This window comes from Ancylobacter defluvii (assembly GCF_018390605.1).
In the GTDB taxonomy this organism is placed as follows: Bacteria; Pseudomonadota; Alphaproteobacteria; order Rhizobiales; family Xanthobacteraceae; genus Ancylobacter; species Ancylobacter defluvii.
This window is the reverse complement of record NZ_JAHBGD010000002.1, coordinates 353498-371007: the sequence shown is the minus strand read 5'-3', so window position 1 is coordinate 371007 and position 17510 is coordinate 353498. Positions and strand designations below refer to the sequence as shown.

The 17510-nt window shown below is 65.1% G+C and carries 20 protein-coding genes, 2 tRNA genes and 2 pseudogenes; 8 read left to right on the top strand and 16 right to left on the bottom strand.

Annotated elements, in window-relative coordinates; translation table 11 throughout:
- Positions 1–5: 5 nt before the first annotated feature.
- Entirely contained in the window at positions 6–635 is a 630-nt protein-coding gene (locus KHC24_RS01765) for a tyrosine-type recombinase/integrase (RefSeq protein WP_213358773.1), read from the bottom strand.
- A 579-nt stretch (positions 636–1214) separates the two neighbouring features.
- On the opposite strand from KHC24_RS01765, the pseudogene KHC24_RS01760 reads away from it, so the two are divergent.
- Positions 1215–2600 (top strand): annotated as a pseudogene (locus KHC24_RS01760) (transposase).
- Between the two features lie 215 nt (positions 2601–2815).
- Here KHC24_RS01760 and KHC24_RS01755 read toward each other — a convergent pair.
- From KHC24_RS01755 to KHC24_RS01735, 6 genes and pseudogenes are all read right to left on the bottom strand, one after another.
- Positions 2816–3286 carry an IS5 family transposase gene (locus KHC24_RS01755; protein ID WP_213358771.1) on the bottom strand — a complete coding sequence of 157 codons (471 nt, stop codon included), beginning with the start codon at positions 3284–3286 and terminating at the stop codon, positions 2816–2818.
- Between the two features lie 37 nt (positions 3287–3323).
- Positions 3324–3488, bottom strand: a pseudogene (locus KHC24_RS25590) (DUF3102 domain-containing protein); the annotation flags it as partial.
- A gap of 41 nt (positions 3489–3529) precedes the next feature.
- Complete coding sequence (locus KHC24_RS01750; protein WP_213358769.1) at positions 3530–3811, bottom strand: hypothetical protein; 282 nt, start codon at positions 3809–3811, stop codon at positions 3530–3532.
- Positions 3812–4396: 585 nt separating this feature from the next.
- Entirely contained in the window at positions 4397–4963 is a 567-nt protein-coding gene (locus KHC24_RS01745; protein WP_213358767.1) for a hypothetical protein, read from the bottom strand.
- A 211-nt stretch (positions 4964–5174) separates the two neighbouring features.
- Complete coding sequence (locus tag KHC24_RS01740) at positions 5175–5669, bottom strand: hypothetical protein (RefSeq protein WP_213358765.1); 495 nt, start codon at positions 5667–5669, stop codon at positions 5175–5177.
- A gap of 70 nt (positions 5670–5739) precedes the next feature.
- Positions 5740–5976 (bottom strand): helix-turn-helix domain-containing protein, encoded by a 237-nt coding sequence (locus KHC24_RS01735; RefSeq protein ID WP_213358883.1) that lies wholly within the window; start codon positions 5974–5976, stop codon positions 5740–5742.
- A 68-nt stretch (positions 5977–6044) separates the two neighbouring features.
- On the opposite strand from KHC24_RS01735, the gene KHC24_RS01730 reads away from it, so the two are divergent.
- The 4 genes from KHC24_RS01730 to KHC24_RS01715 all read left to right on the top strand — a co-directional run bounded on the left by KHC24_RS01730 (position 6045) and on the right by KHC24_RS01715 (position 7527).
- Positions 6045–6281, top strand: a complete 237-nt coding sequence (locus KHC24_RS01730; protein ID WP_213358763.1) for a hypothetical protein — start codon at positions 6045–6047, stop codon at positions 6279–6281.
- 13 nt (positions 6282–6294) lie between these two features.
- Complete coding sequence (locus KHC24_RS01725; protein WP_213358761.1) at positions 6295–6732, top strand: hypothetical protein; 438 nt, start codon at positions 6295–6297, stop codon at positions 6730–6732.
- Complete coding sequence (locus KHC24_RS01720; RefSeq protein ID WP_213358760.1) at positions 6729–6947, top strand: hypothetical protein; 219 nt, start codon at positions 6729–6731, stop codon at positions 6945–6947. Before KHC24_RS01725 ends, KHC24_RS01720 begins: the two co-directional genes overlap by 4 nt.
- Positions 6948–7044: 97 nt before the next feature.
- A complete protein-coding gene (locus KHC24_RS01715; RefSeq protein WP_213358758.1) occupies positions 7045–7527 on the top strand; it encodes an NUDIX hydrolase in 483 nt (160 codons plus the stop codon).
- Positions 7528–7614: 87 nt separating this feature from the next.
- Here KHC24_RS01715 and KHC24_RS01710 read toward each other — a convergent pair.
- The 6 genes from KHC24_RS01710 to hisD form a co-directional block, all read right to left on the bottom strand.
- A tRNA-Phe gene (locus KHC24_RS01710) sits at positions 7615–7690 on the bottom strand.
- Between the two features lie 356 nt (positions 7691–8046).
- On the bottom strand, positions 8047–8262 hold the full coding sequence (gene yacG / locus KHC24_RS01705) for a DNA gyrase inhibitor YacG (RefSeq protein WP_213358755.1): 216 nt from the start codon (positions 8260–8262) through the stop codon (positions 8047–8049).
- Positions 8259–8882, bottom strand: a complete 624-nt coding sequence (locus KHC24_RS01700) for a Maf-like protein (protein ID WP_213358753.1) — start codon at positions 8880–8882, stop codon at positions 8259–8261. Before KHC24_RS01700 ends, yacG begins: the two co-directional genes overlap by 4 nt.
- 94 nt (positions 8883–8976) lie before the next feature.
- A complete protein-coding gene (locus tag KHC24_RS01695) occupies positions 8977–9381 on the bottom strand; it encodes an arsenate-mycothiol transferase ArsC (protein ID WP_213358881.1) in 405 nt (134 codons plus the stop codon).
- Between the two features lie 72 nt (positions 9382–9453).
- A complete protein-coding gene (locus KHC24_RS01690; RefSeq protein ID WP_213358751.1) occupies positions 9454–9951 on the bottom strand; it encodes a UPF0262 family protein in 498 nt (165 codons plus the stop codon).
- Between the two features lie 10 nt (positions 9952–9961).
- Positions 9962–11254, bottom strand: coding sequence for a histidinol dehydrogenase (gene hisD, locus KHC24_RS01685; protein WP_213358749.1), 1293 nt, complete (start codon positions 11252–11254; stop codon positions 9962–9964).
- A 355-nt stretch (positions 11255–11609) separates the two neighbouring features.
- Here hisD and KHC24_RS01680 point away from each other — a divergent pair, with 355 nt between their 5' ends.
- Positions 11610–12509 carry an SHOCT domain-containing protein gene (locus tag KHC24_RS01680; RefSeq protein WP_213358748.1) on the top strand — a complete coding sequence of 300 codons (900 nt, stop codon included), beginning with the start codon at positions 11610–11612 and terminating at the stop codon, positions 12507–12509.
- A 199-nt stretch (positions 12510–12708) separates the two neighbouring features.
- Here KHC24_RS01680 and KHC24_RS01675 read toward each other — a convergent pair whose 3' ends face one another.
- The 3 genes from KHC24_RS01675 to KHC24_RS01665 form a co-directional block, all read right to left on the bottom strand.
- Complete coding sequence (locus tag KHC24_RS01675; RefSeq protein ID WP_213358747.1) at positions 12709–13215, bottom strand: DUF2948 family protein; 507 nt, start codon at positions 13213–13215, stop codon at positions 12709–12711.
- A gap of 106 nt (positions 13216–13321) precedes the next feature.
- Complete coding sequence (gene murA, locus KHC24_RS01670) at positions 13322–14611, bottom strand: UDP-N-acetylglucosamine 1-carboxyvinyltransferase (protein WP_213358745.1); 1290 nt, start codon at positions 14609–14611, stop codon at positions 13322–13324.
- 154 nt (positions 14612–14765) lie between these two features.
- A complete protein-coding gene (locus tag KHC24_RS01665) occupies positions 14766–14960 on the bottom strand; it encodes a hypothetical protein (RefSeq protein WP_213358743.1) in 195 nt (64 codons plus the stop codon).
- 372 nt (positions 14961–15332) lie between these two features.
- On the opposite strand from KHC24_RS01665, the gene KHC24_RS01660 reads away from it, so the two are divergent.
- Positions 15333–15407 (top strand) — tRNA-Thr (locus KHC24_RS01660).
- Between the two features lie 947 nt (positions 15408–16354).
- Positions 16355–17347: a helix-turn-helix transcriptional regulator gene (locus KHC24_RS01655; protein ID WP_213358741.1), complete on the top strand. Its 993-nt coding sequence runs from the start codon at positions 16355–16357 to the stop codon at positions 17345–17347.
- Positions 17348–17510 lie beyond the last annotated feature (163 nt).

The following is a 17510-nucleotide window of genomic DNA, read 5'->3' as shown; positions in this document are numbered from 1 at the left end:
AAACCTCAGATCTCCGTTTGCTCCGATAAGCTCAGGGCGTCGTCCACTTCGATCCCGAGATAGCGCACGGTGCTTTCGAGCTTCGTATGACCAAGCAGGAGCTGACAGGCACGCAGATTTCCGGTCCGCTTGTAGAGGATGGAGACCTTTGTTCGTCGCAGGCTGTGCGTCCCGTTATCAGCCGGATTTAGGCCGATCAGGCTTACCCATTGATCGACGAGACGTCCATACTGCCTAATCACATGTACTCCACTATGGCTGCGGCTCGGCAAAAGCCAATCGCTTCCCTTTGCGCGCCGGATTGCGAGCCACGCAGCGAGTGCACCCTTCGTCGGTTCGGTGATCTCGAAGGGAACCGGCTGTCCGGTCTTGTGCTGGACGACCACCGATCTCGTGCGAATACCGCTGCCGGAGAAAACATCGCCGACCTTCAGTGTGACCAGATCGCAGCCACGCAGCTTGCTGTCGATGGCAAGGTTGAACATGGCGAGATCGCGCACCCGATTGGCAATCTGCAGCCGCGTGCGCAGCGCCCAGATATGCTTGGGCTTATGGGGAGGTTTGGCACCGACGGATCCGGCCGGCGTTTCAAGGCTCGTGCTGTGGGTTGGTCTCTTGATTGACGTGCATGGCATCCTCCTTCCGAGAAGCAACCCCGTCTAAGCTAATGCCATAAGAGCTGGTCGCGAAGAGGTCGGTGTTGGCATGCCGGCGCCAAGAAGAGACATTAGATCGCTTCTTGGCAGCGGACATTCGGTTTCGCCTTCATCTGGTGGCCAAAGCGAGGTTTGCCAACCTCAAAAACCGGACTCAGGTCTCGTCCGGACGCTGGTCGACTATTTCGGTGTACGCGTTCGAATCTCAATCAGTCCGTCAAACACCGCTGATTTCCAGACAAAATCCCTTTATTCTTCTACTATTAGATAGATAGCATCTTGCTGTTGCGCTTCGGGCTGAGGTTCGCGCACGCCCCCCGAGCGAGATTCGAACTGCATGTGGACCTGGAACGTATATGGGACGTCGGCTTTCCCAGCCTTACTCTCCAGAAGCCGCCACTTTACCTTTGGCCCCATGCCGATCGGAAAAACCGACGCGACGAACGTGCCCAAACCAGACATCGCCAGCGTCGGTTAAGGGTCGATGTCGTTGAAAAAGTCGCGGTTGCTGGGGCAATGAAGTCCTGATTCAGTTGTCCTTGGTCGGAGAGCGGCGCGATGATGGGCGAACGGCGAGTGGCGCAAGAGGCGCTGTTTTACGAGTTTAGCCTTGAGCGTCATGTGCCGGACGATCATTGGGTGCGCGCCATCGATCGCTTGTCGATCTCTCCGATATCCGCGCGCATCTGCGACCGTTCTACAGCGAGATGGGGCGGCCCTCGATCGATCCGGAGCTGATGATCCGGATTCTGCTCATCGGCTATTGCTTCGGCATCCGCTCGGAGCGGCGCCTTTGCGAGGAAGTTCATCTCAACCTGGCCTATCGCTGATTATGCCGGCTCGGGCTGGAGGGCGATGTGCCCGACCACTCGACCTTCTCGAAGAACCGGCATGGCCGCTTCCGTGACAGTGATCTCCTGCGCGAACTGTTCGAGACGACCGTCCGGCGCTGCATCGCGGAAGGGCTCGTCGGCGGCGAAGGCTTCGCGGCCGATGCCAGCCTGATCAAGGCCGACGCCAACAAGCAACGCTCGGCTGAAGCGTCCGAGGCGGTCGATTGGGATGATCTCGCCCGAACACGGCGCTCGGTGCGCGAGTATCTCGAAACGCTCGACGAGGCCGCCTGGGGCGCTGCCAGCGAAGCCAAGCCGAAGTTCGTCTCCCGCTCTGATCCGGCGGCGCAATGGACCGGAGCCCTGAAGGGCCACGCCTTCTTCGCTTACGCCACCAACTATCTGATCGACCTCGATCACTCCGTCATCGTCGATGTCGAGGCCAGCCGCGCTATCCGGCAGGCCGAAGTCGGCTCGGCCCGAACCATGCTCGACCGGACGCAGGAGCGCTTCGGCCTCTGGCCGGCCCGGCTCGCCGCCGATAGCGCATACGGCTCGGCCGAGAACCTCGCCTGGCTGGTGCATGAGCGTGGGATCGAGCCGAATATCCCGGTCTTCGACAAATCCCAGCGCAGCGACGGCACCTTCAGCTGCTCCGACTTCGGCTATGACCACGACCGCGATCTCTTACATCTGCCCGGGCGGGAAGGAGCTGAGGCAGCGCCAGAAGGTCTATCGAACAGAGCGCCCGCTTGTCGATGAGAAGGGCCTGATGCGCTACCACGCCAGCAAATTTGCCTGCGATGCCTGCTCGCTGAAGCCGCAGTGCTGCCCCAACACGCCGGCCCGCAAAATCCTACGCTCGATCCACGAGGGTGCCCGCGACATGGCCAGAGACATCGTGCAGACCGACGCCTATGTCGTCTCGCGGCGGGAGCGGAAGAAGGTCGAGATGCTCTTCGCCCATCTCAAGCGCATCCTGAGGCTCGACCGGCTGCGCCTGCGCGAACCGAACGGCGCCAGAGACGAGTTCCATCTCGCCGCAGCAGCCCAGAATCTCAGAAAACTCGCCAAGCTTCTGCCAAACGGGCCGCAGATCAGGCCCGCATGAGAGGGCGAGCCTCGATCGGCTAAATTCGCTGCCCGGCGGCTGCGCTACAATGGCCGACTTTTTCAACGGTATCGGTCAACTCCGGCGGTTGGAGTTCGCGATTTCAATCGGTGCCACCAAAGGCGGAAGCTCCAAAAAGCCTGTGGTGCACGACATCGCCGGGAGGGGCGCCGGCCAACCAATCCACAGAGGGATCCCCTAGGTCGGATCGACATTCATTTGAGCCAGATCATGGCGCCAGCGAGATGAACGAAGCCTGTGAAGTGGATTGTTCGGCGGTCGTAGCGGGTGGCGAAGCGGCGGAAGTGCTTGAGCCTTGAGAAGCATCGCTCGATCCGGTTGCGATGCTTGTAGGTGTCGACGTCGTGGGGAATGACGATCTTGCGGCACCGGTTGGAGGGAATGACGGCCGCGGCGTTCATTCCGGCGATTGTCGCGCGCAAGGCGCCACTGTCATAGGCTTTGTCGGCGAGTACGGCCTGCCCCGGCTGCCCCTCGAGCAGCGCTGCCGCTTGCGGGGCATCGCCGGCCTGGCCGGCGGTGACGATGAAACGCAGCGGGCGGCCGAGCGCGTCGGCGAGCATGTGTATCTTGGTCGTCAGTCCACCTCGGGAACGCCCCAACGCCTGATCCTGGGCCCCCCTTTTCCGCAGGCTGCCTGCTGGTGGAGGGGGAAGAAAGTGCATAAAGTGTTGACGCCGGCAAATTCCAACTAGATTGGAATTTGTCACCTATTTCAGAAGCAACGCGCATCCATTTGCGCGCGGTTTCGTCGCTCATCCCGAACTCAGCTTCAATCCATGCCAAGAAATTCCCGTGCCCTAGGTCTTTCTTCTGCTGGATAAGCTCGCGGCCGACTTCAATGATGCTCTCGGCGGCAAGTTGCATCCGTCCCCGGATGCGCTCGGCAGCAGCCCGCGCAGAAGCGGCTAGATCCACTCCGCCGGGGGGATGGGCGGGCCGTCATACCGAGCCAGTGTGCGCTTGATGTCTGCGTACCCGTCCGCTTCGAGGGCGTGGGCAATGGCGCTCTTCTTCTCCTCCCACATGCCATGACCTTCAAGGTCGAACGGCGATCGCTCTTCGACCGTTCCCTGAGCGCGCCAGAAATCTGGGAATCCTCCACCCGCCGGGACGATCAAGGCATCGACCATGTACTCGACGCTACGGTGTGGCGAAATGTTCCTGAACTCGACAAGCTCCAGCTGCATGGCGCGCGCCTCCGACTAGCTGCAGGAACCACATCATACACTAGGTATGGTGGCGAAGCGAGAAGTGTGTGCGATATGTGGAGGTCACCCCAACTCCCCGCCGCCCTCACCTCGGCCTTGGCGGCCTCTGGCAGCGACGCAACCTGCGTGGCCCGGTACGCCGCATCCTTCGGCATCCCGAGTTCGCGGGCGGCTGCACGCGTACCGCCTTCCGGGCGGCCACCCTTGGGTTTTGCGTCAGGTTGACGCAAAACCTCCTTCGCTTTCTTCGCCGCCCCTCCCAACGGCTTTTCGGTCAGGAATATCCAGCGATCAACCTGCTCGTCGTGTTCCAGGGCGGTCAGCTCGGCGCGGTGCAGCCGACATGGCGGCGGTGAATGGTAGCGCATGCTTGCGGCCAATTTGGCCGTTAGCATCCTCGTCCCATCTCGCTGCTGCTCCGCTCCACCCGCCCCTTGGCCGTGGCGACAGTGAAGCGGTCTGGCTTGGCAGAGTCGCCATTATGGCGACTCTGGTCATGTCCGCCGCCTATAGCCCCGTGTTCCGTCTCCGGGTGCAGCAGCTCGTTCAGCGTCTTGGCGCGCTTTACGGCGTAGGCCTCTTCAGCGGGTGAGACGCCAGAGCTCTGTCAGAATCCGGAACGACAACGCCCAATTTTTTGGCGCGACTAACCAAATCGGCATAACGGGCGCCGGAATCCCTCCCGATCCAACCAAAATGGCGACACCATGCTGCGAGAAACGACATCTCCAAGTCGCTCTCTTTCGACTTGCGCAGGATGACGCAGATACGGAAGGGATAGTGAGGCGCTGGCAAGTCCCCAGTGACCACATATCGTGAGAACGACTTCTCAACGATTGAGATTTGTGCGCTCAGGTAATTCTCAATGGAATGCAGCATTTCGAGCGCATCCGGTTTTTTGAGAAAAGCTAATGGATCTGCAGTATCCTCAACGAGGATCGGATCCGGCCATGTCTCCTCTTCGGTTCCCTCCTCCGAAAAGATATGATCAAAATATTTCTGTCGCTCCTCGTCGCGCTTCTTTTGATGCTCTTGCCATAGCGCCCAGTGATCCACTATCGGATGAGCGAGCATAAGCGCAGAAAGAAGAGACAGTTCGGTTGCCAAAGTTGCGTCAACTGCAGTCCCCATGCTTCGCCCCTGGAATATGTCTTCAGCTCTCGCCGCCCGCGGCCTTAACCGGCACTCACTGCCTACTCCAGATGAGAAGCCTATAGGTTACGCGAGCGCCAGAAAACACGCCCAGTGTCAGATTGCGCATCCGCCGCCAATCCGACTTGGTCATGAGGTCTCCTCCGCCTGCATATCCCCATCCCCCCGCAGATTCTCGCCGCCGATGGCCCTATTCTAGGTCGCAATCCTTGATGAGCTTCGTGATCGCCTTCCCGCCGCCTCGCGCGTTGAAGGTAGTCTCATGGAAGTTCTGGCCCAACACTGTCACGACGGTCGAAACTGACGATTTGGCGTCTCGAATTTTCTTGAACAGATCAAGATCGCCGTCGGCCACGACCAATAGCTTCTCTTCGACATCGTCCACTGTCGCATCCAACTCCAATATCTCGCCCTTATCCACGCGGAGACGGAGTTTAGGCCCTGCGGCATTCATGATCGAAATCGTGCCGCTGTCATCGACCTTCTCGGGTGTCATGAAGACGATCTTGATCTCGCCCGGCTGGCAACGAAGACCAAGGCCGTAACGTCCCTTGGCGGTTAGAGCAATGTGCATCGCCCCGTCGTCAAACGCTCCGCCCTGGCTTCGAGTGATCCATTGTGCCGAGGCTGCAGTGCCTAGCAATGGGACCAAGATCGCCGCGACTACAAGTTTGGAAGCCGTCATGTGTCACCCCGCCCTAAGGTGACATGGTAGTGGCAACTGACACGAGCGCAAGGGGGAGATCGCAACCGATCTAGCGCACCTTCCTCAGCCGCACTCCCGGCCCCTCGCCATTCTCGTCGACGAAGATGACGCCAGCGGATTCGAGGGCTCGCCTCATGGTCGCGATGGCATCGGGGGAAACTCTCGCGCCTGTTCCGGTTTCAAATCGCTTGACGGTTGGCAACGACATGCCCGCGGCTTGCGCGAGTTCGGTCTGAGACCAGCCGATAAGCCCTCTGGCGGCGCGAGACTGAGCGGGTGAAATCATGCTTGACCAATTTTGGATCATTTCATATGATCCTTTTTGTATCACGCATCTCCCGCCGGAGCAAAGCCATGACCGCCGACACTGTTAACGAACCCCTAACCCCCGACAACGACGACGCCGACCACCGCTGGCAGCTCAACGACAAGCTCGTCACGACGGCGAGTCAGCTGCACGCCATGATTCGCTTCACCCAGGTGGCGTGGCAGCAGGGCCACGAGTGCGACCGGGCGATGATGGACACGGCGCTGGACGTGCTGCTGTCCATGGCGATCGACCTCGAGACGACTGCCTATGAAATCTACTGAGGGGGAGAAGCAGATGAACGCCCAACCGAACATCGACCGCATCGTCGACGAGGCCGTTGCCCTCGCTGACCTCACCGGCCCGCAGACCGGCACCGCACCCACGCCAAGGGTGCCGCGCTTCGTCGCGCCCGCCGATCACCCGCCGGTGGAATTTGCCGGCGAGGATGACGACAGAGGCGAGGTGACGCCGGCTCGGGCTCGCGTCCTCCTCGGGGAGTTCTTCAACGAGTTTCCCAAGGACCTACTTGCCGCAATGGCGATTGAACAGGTCGTAGGGAAGCGCTCCGCGACAATCAACGTGATGCTCGGAGAATGGGGCGAGGCCTATGCCAAGGGACTCGTTTCCCAGCCGATGAGCCCCGCGGCCTTCGCTCGTTTCGCGTCAGACCAGTACGATTGCGGTTTCGATGACGGCGCCACTGATCGTGCGCTGACCGGGAGGGCGTCATGAACATCGTCGAGAAGCCCGACATGGAAGCAACCGCCCGTCGAGCGGTTCTCGCGGCCAGGCTCGCCGAATTGGCACTCTCCGAGTTCATGGACAACCAAGAGCCCGGCACGCTCTCAGTGCTCCACTATGCGATAGAGAACTGCATCGAGGCCGCTGGACGAGCGCTGGAAGAGGCGATGGCGGTCCCGCTCGCGCCTTCGCGGCAACCCTGCTGATCGGCCGCCAGCCCCGTCGCGCTTCGGTGCGGCGGGACAACTGTGGATGCTCGGATTGAAAAGTCGCGGGCCCCGGCCGGTCCGCTAACATCGCCTGATGGCGAAGAAGAAAAAGAAGCTCACGAAACTGGCCGCCAGTGGCCGTACGCTGGAGCAGATCGCCGCGCTGCCGTTTCGGGTATCGCCGGAAGGGCAGTTGGAGATCCTTCTGCTGACGTCCCGCGAGACACACCGCGCGGTTATCCCAAAGGGCTGGCCGATCAAGAACCACAAGGACTGGAAGTCCGCACAGGTGGAGGCACGGCAGGAGGCGGGTGTGATCGGTGAGATCGGCCGCAAGCCGTTCGGCGAATATCGCTACTGGAAGCGGCTCGACCAGCACTTCGCACTGATCAAGGTCGAGGTGTTTCCGTTGGCGGTAACGCGCCAGCTAGCCGATTGGCCGGAACGACACGAGCGAGTTCAGCGCTGGTTCCAGGCAGAAGGCGCCGCCCTGCTGATCGATGAGCCGGAGCTCGGCGACCTGATTCGCGATTTCGCCGAATCCAAGGTCTGGCGGAAGCCTGCCGAGCGGAAGTGAGCGGCGGGGCATCACCACAAGGCGTTATGGCAAATTGCACATTGAACGGCTAAAAGCGCCGGAAAACCCAATGAAATCAAGGGTTGATGGTGCCCAGGGACGGAGTCGAACCGCCGACACTGCGATTTTCAGTCGCATGCTCTACCAACTGAGCTACCTGGGCGTAGCCGACAACGGCGTCAAACCGTGCGGATCGGGGCGGTTTATAGAGTCTCGCTCTCGGCATGTCCATAAGGGGCGAAGGAAAAATGACGCTATCCCCAATTCACGCTCGCCGTTAGCTAACCTCAATTTTTGAAAAGGCTTTTTGCAACGTTCGCGGAGGCCGGTCGCCTTGTGCAACGCCCATAGATGGGCTGCGGGTCGGTTTCGCCGTGCGGAAAGCGCAGCGGAGCCGCATCAATGTGAGGTAGGCGCCGTTCGCGGAAAACGGCATTGGGCCTGCTCACGTGGCAGGCATCGCCGGATGAACACCGCGCTTTTCCGCCGTAGCTGGCGCTTTCGTCGGATGGGCGAGGCTCAGCGCGCCTTCGGCGGCCTGGGTGCCAGCGGTATTTCCTCGCCGTCCTCGTCCTCAGCGTCGCCGCCGGGTATCGAATAGCTGCCGGATAGCCAGCGATGCAGATCGACATCTGCGCAGCGGCTCGAACAGAATGGCCGATAGCGGGTAACGGGCGGCTTGTCGCAGATGGGGCACGGCCGAGCTCCGGCCTTGTCGTTCGGCTCGTCCGTCACTTCGGGTTCCCCCAGCGCTCATGGACCGGGAAGCGCTCGCCGGCGAGCAAAGCGACCGTCTCGGCGAGCGGCAGGCCGACGACATTGGTGTAGGAGCCGACCATCTTGACCACGAAGGTGCCGGCGAGGCCCTGGATGGCATAGCCGCCCGCCTTGCCGAGCCATTCACGCGAGGCGATGTAAGCGGCAATCTCCTCGCCCGCCAGGCGCTTGAACCGCACCCGCGTTTCCACTAGCCGGGTGCGAACGCCGCCTTTCGGCGTCATCAGCGCCACGCCGGTATAGACGCGATGCGCGCGGCCCGAGAGCAGGTGCAGGCAGTCTTCCGCCTCCTCGCCGAGTTCGGGCTTGGGCAGGATGCGCCGCCCGACGCCGACCACCGTATCGGCCGCCAGCAGAAAGGCGCCGTCATATTCACTGGTTGCGCGACGCCGGGCATCGGCCGCGTCCAGTTTCTGGCGGGCCAGGCGCAGGGCCAGCCGGCGCGGCAACTCGGCGCGCTCGGGGGTCTCGTCGATGTCGGCCGGCAACAGCGCGTCGGGCTCGATGCCGGCCTGGGCGAGCAGGGCCAGACGACGCGGCGAGGCGGAGGCCAGGACCAAAGCGGGGCGGGGACTCACGCAGGAACTCCTTGTTCCGCCGGAGAATCCGACGGTCCGAACGGCCGGCACGCTACTGGAAACCCGCGCCGCTGTGAACGCCCGCCAGCGCCTCTCATGGTCGGAAACGCGCACGGATGCGGGTTTCCAGCTCGTCGCGCACCGTGCGGTAGGCATCGAGGCATTGCTCGCGATTGCCGGTGACGAGGGTCGGATCCGGCGTCGGCCAATATTCGACGTCGAGGGCGTTGCTGCGGGTCAATTCCAGCGCCCGGTGATGCGCGTCGGGAGAAAGGGTGATGACGAGATCGAAGGCAAGTCCTTCATTCTCCTCGAGTTCTTCGAGAGTCTGCGGCCGGTGCCGGCTGATGTCCAGCCCGATCTCCTCGATGGCGGCGGTGACGAACGGGTCGGGCTCACCTTTGATCACCCCGGCCGAGCCGATATAAATGGAGCGCCCGAACAGATGGCGGGCCAGTGCCGCGGCCATGGGCGAGCGCACGCTGTTCTGTCCGCACATGAACAATACCGCCTGCGGGCGCGCCTTGCTGCGAGCCGGGCCGAACGAGGGGTGAACGGTTTCCACCACCGCTCAGCCCTTCCAGTGCAAGGCGCAGACGAGGGTGAACAGCCGCCGCGCGGTGGTGAAGTCGCAGGCGACCTTGTCCTTCAACCGCTCGCGCAGAAGCTCGGAGCCTTCATTGTGAAGGCCGCGGCGGCCCATGTCGATCGCCTCGATCTGCGAGGGGCTCGCACGGCGGATGGCGTCGTAATAGCTTTCGCAGACAAGGAAATAGTCCTTCACCACCCGCCGCAGCGGGCTCAGCGACAGGTGGTGCGACACCACCGGCTCGCCGTCCTGGCGGGTGATGTCCAGCACCAGCCGGTTGTCGGCAAGCGACACCACCAGAGCGTAGGGGCCGGGGTGCGGATCGCCGAGCGGCGCGAAGCTGTTCTCGTCGATCAGATCGTAGATGGCGATGGCGCGCTCGTGCTCGATGTCGCGGGTGGAGCGACCGATCGAGGCGGGATCGAGCCGCACCGCCACCAGGCGGCGCGTATCGGCATGAGGGTCTTCGCCGTCCGCCATGCCTGATATCTCAAAGGTTTAGGCGGATGGCGACCGAGCGGGCATGGGCGCCTAACCCTTCCGCCTCGCCAATGGCGATGGCGGCTGGGCCGAGGGCGCGCAGCTGGTCGGGTCCGCATTTGAGGATGGAGGTGCGCTTCATGAAATCGAGCACGCCGAGCCCTGAGGAGAAGCGGGCGGAGCGGGCGGTGGGCAGCACGTGGTTGGAGCCGCCGACATAATCGCCAATGGCTTCCGGCGTGTGGGCGCCGAGGAAGATCGCTCCGGCGTGACGGATCTTCGCCGCCAGTCCCTCGTCATCGGCGCACAGGATCTCGAGATGCTCGGGGGCGATCCGGTCGACCAGCGCCGGGGCGTCGGCGAGTGCAGTGAGGTGGATGATGAGGCCGAAATCGGCCCAGCTGGCGGCGGCGATGTCGCGCCGGGGCAGGGTGGCAAGCTGGCGCTCCACCGCCGCCTCCACCGCGCGTGCCAGCGCCGGGCTGTCGGTGAGCAGGATCGACTGCGCGGCGGTATCGTGTTCCGCCTGTGCCAGCAGGTCGGCAGCGATCCAATCCGGGTTCTGCTCGCCATCGGCGATCACCAGCACTTCCGAGGGGCCGGCGATCATATCGATGCCCACCGTGCCGAACACCTGCCGCTTGGCGGCGGCGACATAGGCATTGCCCGGCCCGACGATCTTGGCCACCGGGGCGATGGTCTGCGTCCCATAGGCGAGGGCGGCCACCGCCTGCGCGCCGCCGACGCGGTAGACCTCGTCGACGCCGGCGAGGCGGGCGGCCGCCAGCACCAGAGGGTTCAGCACCCCATCCGGCGCCGGCACCACCATGGCGAGGCGATCGACGCCGGCGACCTTGGCCGGCACCGCGTTCATCAGCACCGAGGAGGGGTAGGCGGCGGTGCCGCCCGGCACATAGAGCCCGACCGCATCCACCGGGGTCCAGCGATGGCCGAGCTCGACGCCGATGGCATCGACATAGCGGCCGCTCTCCGGCAGCTGGCGGGCATGATGCGAACGGATGCGCTCATGGGCGAGGGTAAGCGCTTCCAGCGTCTTCGGGTCGGCGATGGCGACGGCGGCGTCGATCTCGCCCTCCGTGACGCGGATGCCGGCATCAGTGAGGTCGATACGGTCGAAACGCCGCGAATAGTCGATCAGTGCCGCGTCGCCACGGGCCCGCACCTCGGCGACGATGTCGGCGACCGCCCGGCTCACATCCTCCGACACCTCCCGTTTGGTGCCGAGGAAGGCCTCGAAGCGTTCGGCAAAGTCGGGCGAGCGAATGTCGAGGTGGAGCGGCATGAGCGAGGTCCTGCAAGCGTGGGCCGGAGGATCGTCCCGGCCGTGGGCATGGCGATGAGCGCCGGCTCCGGTATCGCAACCGTCTCGCCGGATGACAAGAGCGTCCGCGTCGGTTGGCGATCCCCAGCGAATACCGTTTCCATGCGGGCAGCCGCTGAAACGCTCCGGTGGCAGAAGGATAGGCCGGGAATGTGTCCGCCAAAGCCTGCGGGACCGGGTTCTGCTGCCTTCCTCGGCGCGCGATGCGCCGGTTGCATGGTTCCGCCGTCGTAAAAGTGGGATAACGTCAAACGCGTGATTGCTCGGGCGTTGCCGCCGGCGCTTCGCCTCCTCTTGATCGGGAACGAACACGACCATGACCGACGCCTCGTCGACCGAGCAGCAGCTGAACCAGATCGCCGACGCCAATGGAGTGAGCACGGACGCGGCGCGCACGCTGTTCAACGCCATATGCGCCGGCGGCGGCCGCATGGCGCAATTCAGCCATCCCGAACTCGGCGGCATGGGACAGTGGTCGTTCGGCGGCATGCTGATGATTGGCGACATGTTCAATAACGGGCTCAAGGCCAAGGTCGACCGGCTTTGCCATGAGCTGTCCGATCTCGCCGCCCGGCAGCCGCCACCGGTGGTGGGAGGCGGAGGCGGTCCCGGCGGCGGCTACCGCTGGTGGCCCGAGGGGCTCGGCAATCCCAGCACCACCGGCGCGCAGAACGACATGCGCTACGCCTTCTTCCCGTCCGATCGTCGGCTGGTGATCAGCCAGCATGGCGTGCTGACCGTCTACGACACCGACCAGCACATGATTTCCGGCGTGTCCCAGCAGCAGGGTGGTAGCTATAATCTGAGCTTTTCCAGCCAGTTCGGGCAGGTCGATCTCGCCTCGCTCCGGCGGGTGCCCGCGACGGTGGACGCAACGGAGTGGATGCCTGCGCCAACCGATGTGCCGGCCCCCGAAGCCGCCGGCGTCGCGGCGCCCGAGATAACCGCCATCGCGGTATCCGACATGGCCGGTGCATCGGTGGCTCCCGAAAGCACCGATACGGCGCCCCCGGCGGCCAGCATGCCGACATCCGAGACGCGGAGCGCACCTGCGACGTCCGAAGCCGCGGTTGCGGCCCCGTCGCGGCCGGCGTCGCCTGCCGGCCATGACGATATTTTCGACAAGCTGGAACGGCTGGGAGAGCTGCGGAAGAGGGACATCCTCACCGAAGCGGAGTTCCTGGCCAAGAAGACCGAGCTGCTGGCGCGCCTGTAAGGGCTGCCGAAGGCGGTGTCGCCAGACGATGTGTGAAGGCCAGTCGGCGTGATGGCAGGGTGTGGCCGCCCTGTCGTGTTCGCGGCAATTTGTCGGCGCTTCGGGCGCGGCGCGGCCGAGCGCAGGGACGGGCAGAGGGGCGAGTGAATTTCGGTGCCGGGCCGCCCCCGCCGGCCTCGTCGCCAAGGGGGCGTCAGCCTCAGGCGTCGTGGCAGGGGGTGCCCTTGGCGTCCCAGGCGGGGCCGAGATCCTCGACGCCGGCTTCCAGGCAATCCACCGTGAGCTGAAGCTGGCCGCCACCGGAGAAGGTGAAGGTCACGGTGCCGGACGGCGAGTTGCTGGGCTCGAAGGTGACGAGCAGCAGGTTCAGCACGTCGCGCTTGCGCTTCAGATCGATGCCGCGCACCCGTGCCGCCAGCACATGCTCGAAGCGGATGCCGGCGCGGCGGCGCACGCAACCCGACGGCGCCTTGCCGGAGGGGCCGAGATCGAGCGGGCCGGAGCCCTCGCCCGCTCCCGCGCCTTCCGCCAGCAACTCCTTCTGCACCGCGGTTTCCCAGTCGAACCGGCTGGCGAGCATGACGAAACGATGGTCGCCGGGCTGGAAGGTCATGTCGCCGACCGTCACCACCGCATCCTGGAGATGCACCGACAGGACGGCGAGATCTTCGTCGTCGAGCGCAATCAGCTTGAGGCCGCTGCCCATTTCTCGTTCTCCGTGTGGCTCACGGCGCACAGATGGCGCCGCCGCCCGCCGGCTTCAAGTGGGCATCGGCCGCAACCGGCGCCGCCGGGACGGCGCGGCTAACGGCTCAGCCGGCGATCCGCTCGATCTGCGCCCCGCAGGCGGAGAGCTTCTCCTCCAGCCGCTCGAAGCCGCGGTCGAGATGGTAGACGCGGTGGATCATGCTCTCGCCCTCGGCCGCCAGCGCGCCGATGACCAGCGACACCGAGGCGCGCAGGTCGGTCGCCATCACCGGGGCGCCGGTGAGGCGCTCCACGCCCTCGATGGTGGCGGTGTCGCCGTCGAGGTGGATCCTGGCGCCGAAGCGGGCCAGTTCCTGCACATGCATGAAGCGGTTCTCGAAGATGGTCTCGGTGATCTTCGAGGTGCCGGCGGCGCGGGTGGTGAGCGCCATCAGCTGCGCCTGAAGGTCGGTGGGGAAGCCGGGGAACGGCGCCGTCGAGACCTCGACCGGCGAAATGCCGGCGCCGTTGCGCTTCACCCGCAGGCCCTCATTGGAGACCGTGAGCTCCGCCCCGGCCTGGCGCAGCGTGTCGAGCGCCGAATCGAGCAGATCGGCGCGGGCGCCGGACAGCAGCACGTCGCCGCCGGTCATCGCCACCGCCATCGCATAGGTGCCGGTCTCTATGCGGTCGGGCAGCACGGCGTGGCGGGCGCCCTTCAGGCGCGGCACGCCGAGGATGCGCACGGTGGGGCTGCCCTGGCCCTCGATGCGCCCGCCCATGGCGTTGATGCAGTCGGCGAGGTCGACGACTTCCGGCTCGCAGGCGGCGTTCTCGAGGATGGTCTCGCCATCGGCGAGGCTCGCCGCCATGATGGCGGTGTGGGTGGCGCCGACCGACACTTTGGGGAACACGATGCGCGCGCCCTTCAGCCCCTTCGGCGCGCGGGCGAGCACATAGCCGGCGTCGATCTCGATCTCGGCGCCGAGCGCGCGCAGCGCGTCGAGATGGAAATCCACCGGCCTCGTGCCGATGGCGCAGCCGCCCGGCAGCGACACCTTGGCCTGGCCCATGCGGGCCAGCAGCGGGCCGATGACCCAGAAGCTCGCCCGCATCCGCGAGACGAGATCATAGGGGGCGGTGGTGTCGACGATGACGCGGGCGTCGATCTCCAGCGTCTGGCCGGCATAGGCATCGTCGCCACGGCGCTTGCCGTTCACCGTGATGTCGATGCCGTGATTGCCGAGGATACGCTGCAGCAGCGCGACATCGGCGAGGCGCGGCACGTTCTCCAGCACCAGCTTCTCGTCGGTGAGCAGGCCGGCGATCATCAGCGGCAGCGCGGCGTTCTTGGCGCCGGAGATCGGAATCGATCCGTTGAGCGGATTGCCGCCGACGATGCGGATGCGGTCCATCTATGTCGTGCTCCTCGCCGGGCGACGCAAAGGGAGCGCTCGCGGCGGCAGTGGTTCTCATGAGGGAGAGCGCGCGATTCACGCTGCGGCCCCCCGCGTTGACCGTCAGCCATAGCGCGTGCCGGGCGGCGAGACAATTCGCCGGAGGCCGGCGTCAGTCCTCGGCCTCGCCGGCGGGGGATAGCGGGGAGGGCGCCTCGGCGGTGGCGGGGGTATCGGAGGGGGGCGGCGGCGTGCCGGCGGCGTCGCGGCCGCGCGACTGCGCCTTGCGACGCTTGAGGTTTTCCCGCAGCGCGGCGGCGAGGCGCCGGGCGCGCTCCTCGGCTTCGGCATCGTCCTTGCGGCGCATCGGCGGCATTCCCACGGCAATGGATCGCCCTGGTGTTTCGCATCGCCGGGGCGGCGCTGTCCAGTCGGCGCTGGGGCGGGGCATGCGCGATCGAGGGGGATGTGGCGGCGGAGGCCGACGCGGCAGCGCGGGGGCAAGGGAGCGGACGGGTTGGTCCGCTGAAGGCGTGGGGAACAGCGGCCATGGTCGGGGAGGGGCGTTGGGCCGAGGCATGGGGGCGAGGCAGGGGGGCGAGGTGTCGGGAGCTGGTGGCGGGTGGGTGAATTGGGGAGGGGCGGCGAAGGGAGTGTGAATGACTGCACACCGGGCTTGCGCCCCGGGGCCGGCTGTGGCAAACGTCGCCCCGCTTTCGGGGAGCCACCTCCCCGGCGGGCTGCGGTAGCTCAGTGGTAGAGCACTCCCTTGGTAAGGGAGAGGTCGAGAGTTCAATCCTCTCTCGCAGCACCAGTCATTTGAAGCGAAGTTCGAAGCTTTAAAATATCTTCTCAATCGTCAGACCAGCTCTGGTTCTGCGCGAAGCGACGGATCGTGGTGCGAAATCATGCTGCGTGGGGACAAAATCCCACGGCGTAGCTCGTCTTTATCCATCCACGATTCCCTGTGTCGTTTCTCGCTCCGGGTTCGGCCTCCATCGTGATTCTTGCGCCGTCGCGCGTGGAGGGGCTGTGCGCCGCGTGAATATGCGCCGCCGCCGCGCAAGCCCAGTGCGTCGTCGTCCGGCGGTCCTCGTCGCGCATGTTGAAGAGGCTGGCACCTCCGGCTGATCGGCCCTGCACATGCGGGCCATTCAGCGAGCCGGCCGGAGCGGGCGGATCTTCAATGTGGGAGCGCGGCGGGCTGGAGGGTGGCGTCTTCTCGCAGCCCCATGCATGGAGGTCTTGAGCTAAGCCGAGACCGTGCGTGCCGGCCGCGGGCGCCGACCAGGCGCGGCGCGTGCGACGCTGATGCCAGGTCCGACGTCGCCGGCAAGCGGCGAGCACAAGAATGCGAGGCGAAGGCCAGCCGCAAGAATCAAGCTGCATTCCCGCGTCAGCCCTGCAATATTACCTCTCCATGCAAATCGTCGGCGATGCGGCCGGTGGTTGTCGGGCGTCGAAATCGGCACAGGCGCGTGAAGCTCGCTTTCCCGCCTTGCTGATCGGTCGCCCCGAAGGAGAAGTGGTGCGTACGGTGCCTCATCCGACGCGGCTCCCCGCAAGGAGTGGACAGCGCCGGTCCCTGCCGCAACGGCGCGGCAGCGGTCGTGATCCTGATCGCCTGGCGACCGCGGATGCGTTCGTCAGGCTGGAGCGGAGCGATCTGCGGTTCCCGAAGAACCGTGGCTGGCGTCGCGGTCGTGCCATACCGGCGCGGGAGGGCGCGCGGGCGACAGGCCGGCGCACCGGAGGGCGGGCATGACCGCAGCCGACGCCGACGCGCAGCACATTTCCGGCCTTGATCCGGTGAGCGACGCCCTCGACACGCTGTTCCCCTGGGAAACGCGGCATATCGAGCCGGCCGACGGCGAGCCGGTGAGCATGACCCTGCTGGCGCGGCAGGTCGGCGCCATCCGCCTGATCGAGACCGAGCGCCACTACAATGGCTGGTCGCGTACCGATCACCAGCCGGGGGCGGCGCCGCAGGCGCTGGCGGTGATCGGCTTCACCCTCGCCAAGGGGCTGGTGCTGGAGCCGCCCGGCAGCCGGCGGATGGTGATGGCCGAAAACGAGATGCTGGTCACTCCCTACCGGCCGGGCAGCCTGATCTGGCGCGGCTCCGGCTCGTCGACGCTGTTCCTGAGCTTCCCGGCGGAGCTGGTCGTCGACGTGCTCGGCCGGCATTTCCACCTGCCGGCCGATGGGCCGAGCTTCGATGCGCAATTGCTGTCGGAATTGCATCCCGGCCATGGCCTGCGCCATTTGGCCCAGCGGGTGATCGAGGATATCGGCGCCTTGCCGGAGACTACCCCGCCGCCGGTACGCGATCTGCTGATGCGGCAATATCAGGATGTGATGACCAGCCTGCTGCTGCTGCATGTGCCGCATTCGCTGAGCGACCAGCTGCGGCAGGCCAGCCAGGGCGGGCAGCCGCAGCATGTCAATCGTGCGCTGGATTACATACACGCCAATCTGGAGCAGCCGCTGACGCTGGAGGCCATCGCCATCGGTGCCGGCTGCAGCCCGCGCCAGCTGCAGCTGGTGTTCCGCAAGCATCTCGGCACCACGCCGATGGGCATGGCGAAGAAGCTGCGCCTGGAGGCGGCGGAAGCGCGGCTGCGCTCCGGCCATTACCGCAATGTGACGGAAGCGGCGGTGGCGCTGCATTTCAGCAATCTCGGCCGCTTCGCCGCCGAGTTTCGCGCGCTGTTCGGCTATGCGCCGCACCAGGTGCTGCCTTCGGCGGACTGACGACGTCGTCCGCAGGAGCCGACATTCCGCCACCGGCCGAGGCTCGCCACCGACTCAGGCGCTCGATTGCGCTGCCGCCCTTTCCGGCCAGTTTCATCACCCGATCATGCCGGAGCCGACGCTCAAAAAGCGTGTGGGGCGACCGTGCGGGTTAACCGCGCGG

Coding starts and splice junctions, on each gene's coding strand:
- KHC24_RS01680 (WP_213358748.1), top strand. CDS start 11,610: ATGACCGACGCCTCGTCGACCGAGCAGCAGCTGAACCAGATCGCCGAC.
- KHC24_RS01695 (WP_213358881.1), bottom strand. CDS start 9,381: ATGTGCGGACAGAACAGCGTGCGCTCGCCCATGGCCGCGGCACTGGCC.
- KHC24_RS01665 (WP_213358743.1), bottom strand. CDS start 14,960: ATGCGCCGCAAGGACGATGCCGAAGCCGAGGAGCGCGCCCGGCGCCTC.
- KHC24_RS01715 (WP_213358758.1), top strand. CDS start 7,045: ATGGCGAAGAAGAAAAAGAAGCTCACGAAACTGGCCGCCAGTGGCCGT.
- KHC24_RS01765 (WP_213358773.1), bottom strand. CDS start 635: ATGCCATGCACGTCAATCAAGAGACCAACCCACAGCACGAGCCTTGAA.
- KHC24_RS01735 (WP_213358883.1), bottom strand. CDS start 5,976: ATGATTTCACCCGCTCAGTCTCGCGCCGCCAGAGGGCTTATCGGCTGG.
- KHC24_RS01755 (WP_213358771.1), bottom strand. CDS start 3,286: ATGCACTTTCTTCCCCCTCCACCAGCAGGCAGCCTGCGGAAAAGGGGG.
- KHC24_RS01750 (WP_213358769.1), bottom strand. CDS start 3,811: ATGCAGCTGGAGCTTGTCGAGTTCAGGAACATTTCGCCACACCGTAGC.
- KHC24_RS01725 (WP_213358761.1), top strand. CDS start 6,295: ATGAACGCCCAACCGAACATCGACCGCATCGTCGACGAGGCCGTTGCC.
- KHC24_RS01675 (WP_213358747.1), bottom strand. CDS start 13,215: ATGGGCAGCGGCCTCAAGCTGATTGCGCTCGACGACGAAGATCTCGCC.
- KHC24_RS01655 (WP_213358741.1), top strand. CDS start 16,355: ATGACCGCAGCCGACGCCGACGCGCAGCACATTTCCGGCCTTGATCCG.
- KHC24_RS01730 (WP_213358763.1), top strand. CDS start 6,045: ATGACCGCCGACACTGTTAACGAACCCCTAACCCCCGACAACGACGAC.
- murA (WP_213358745.1), bottom strand. CDS start 14,611: ATGGACCGCATCCGCATCGTCGGCGGCAATCCGCTCAACGGATCGATT.
- KHC24_RS01720 (WP_213358760.1), top strand. CDS start 6,729: ATGAACATCGTCGAGAAGCCCGACATGGAAGCAACCGCCCGTCGAGCG.
- KHC24_RS01690 (WP_213358751.1), bottom strand. CDS start 9,951: ATGGCGGACGGCGAAGACCCTCATGCCGATACGCGCCGCCTGGTGGCG.
- hisD (WP_213358749.1), bottom strand. CDS start 11,254: ATGCCGCTCCACCTCGACATTCGCTCGCCCGACTTTGCCGAACGCTTC.
- KHC24_RS01740 (WP_213358765.1), bottom strand. CDS start 5,669: ATGACGGCTTCCAAACTTGTAGTCGCGGCGATCTTGGTCCCATTGCTA.
- KHC24_RS01745 (WP_213358767.1), bottom strand. CDS start 4,963: ATGGGGACTGCAGTTGACGCAACTTTGGCAACCGAACTGTCTCTTCTT.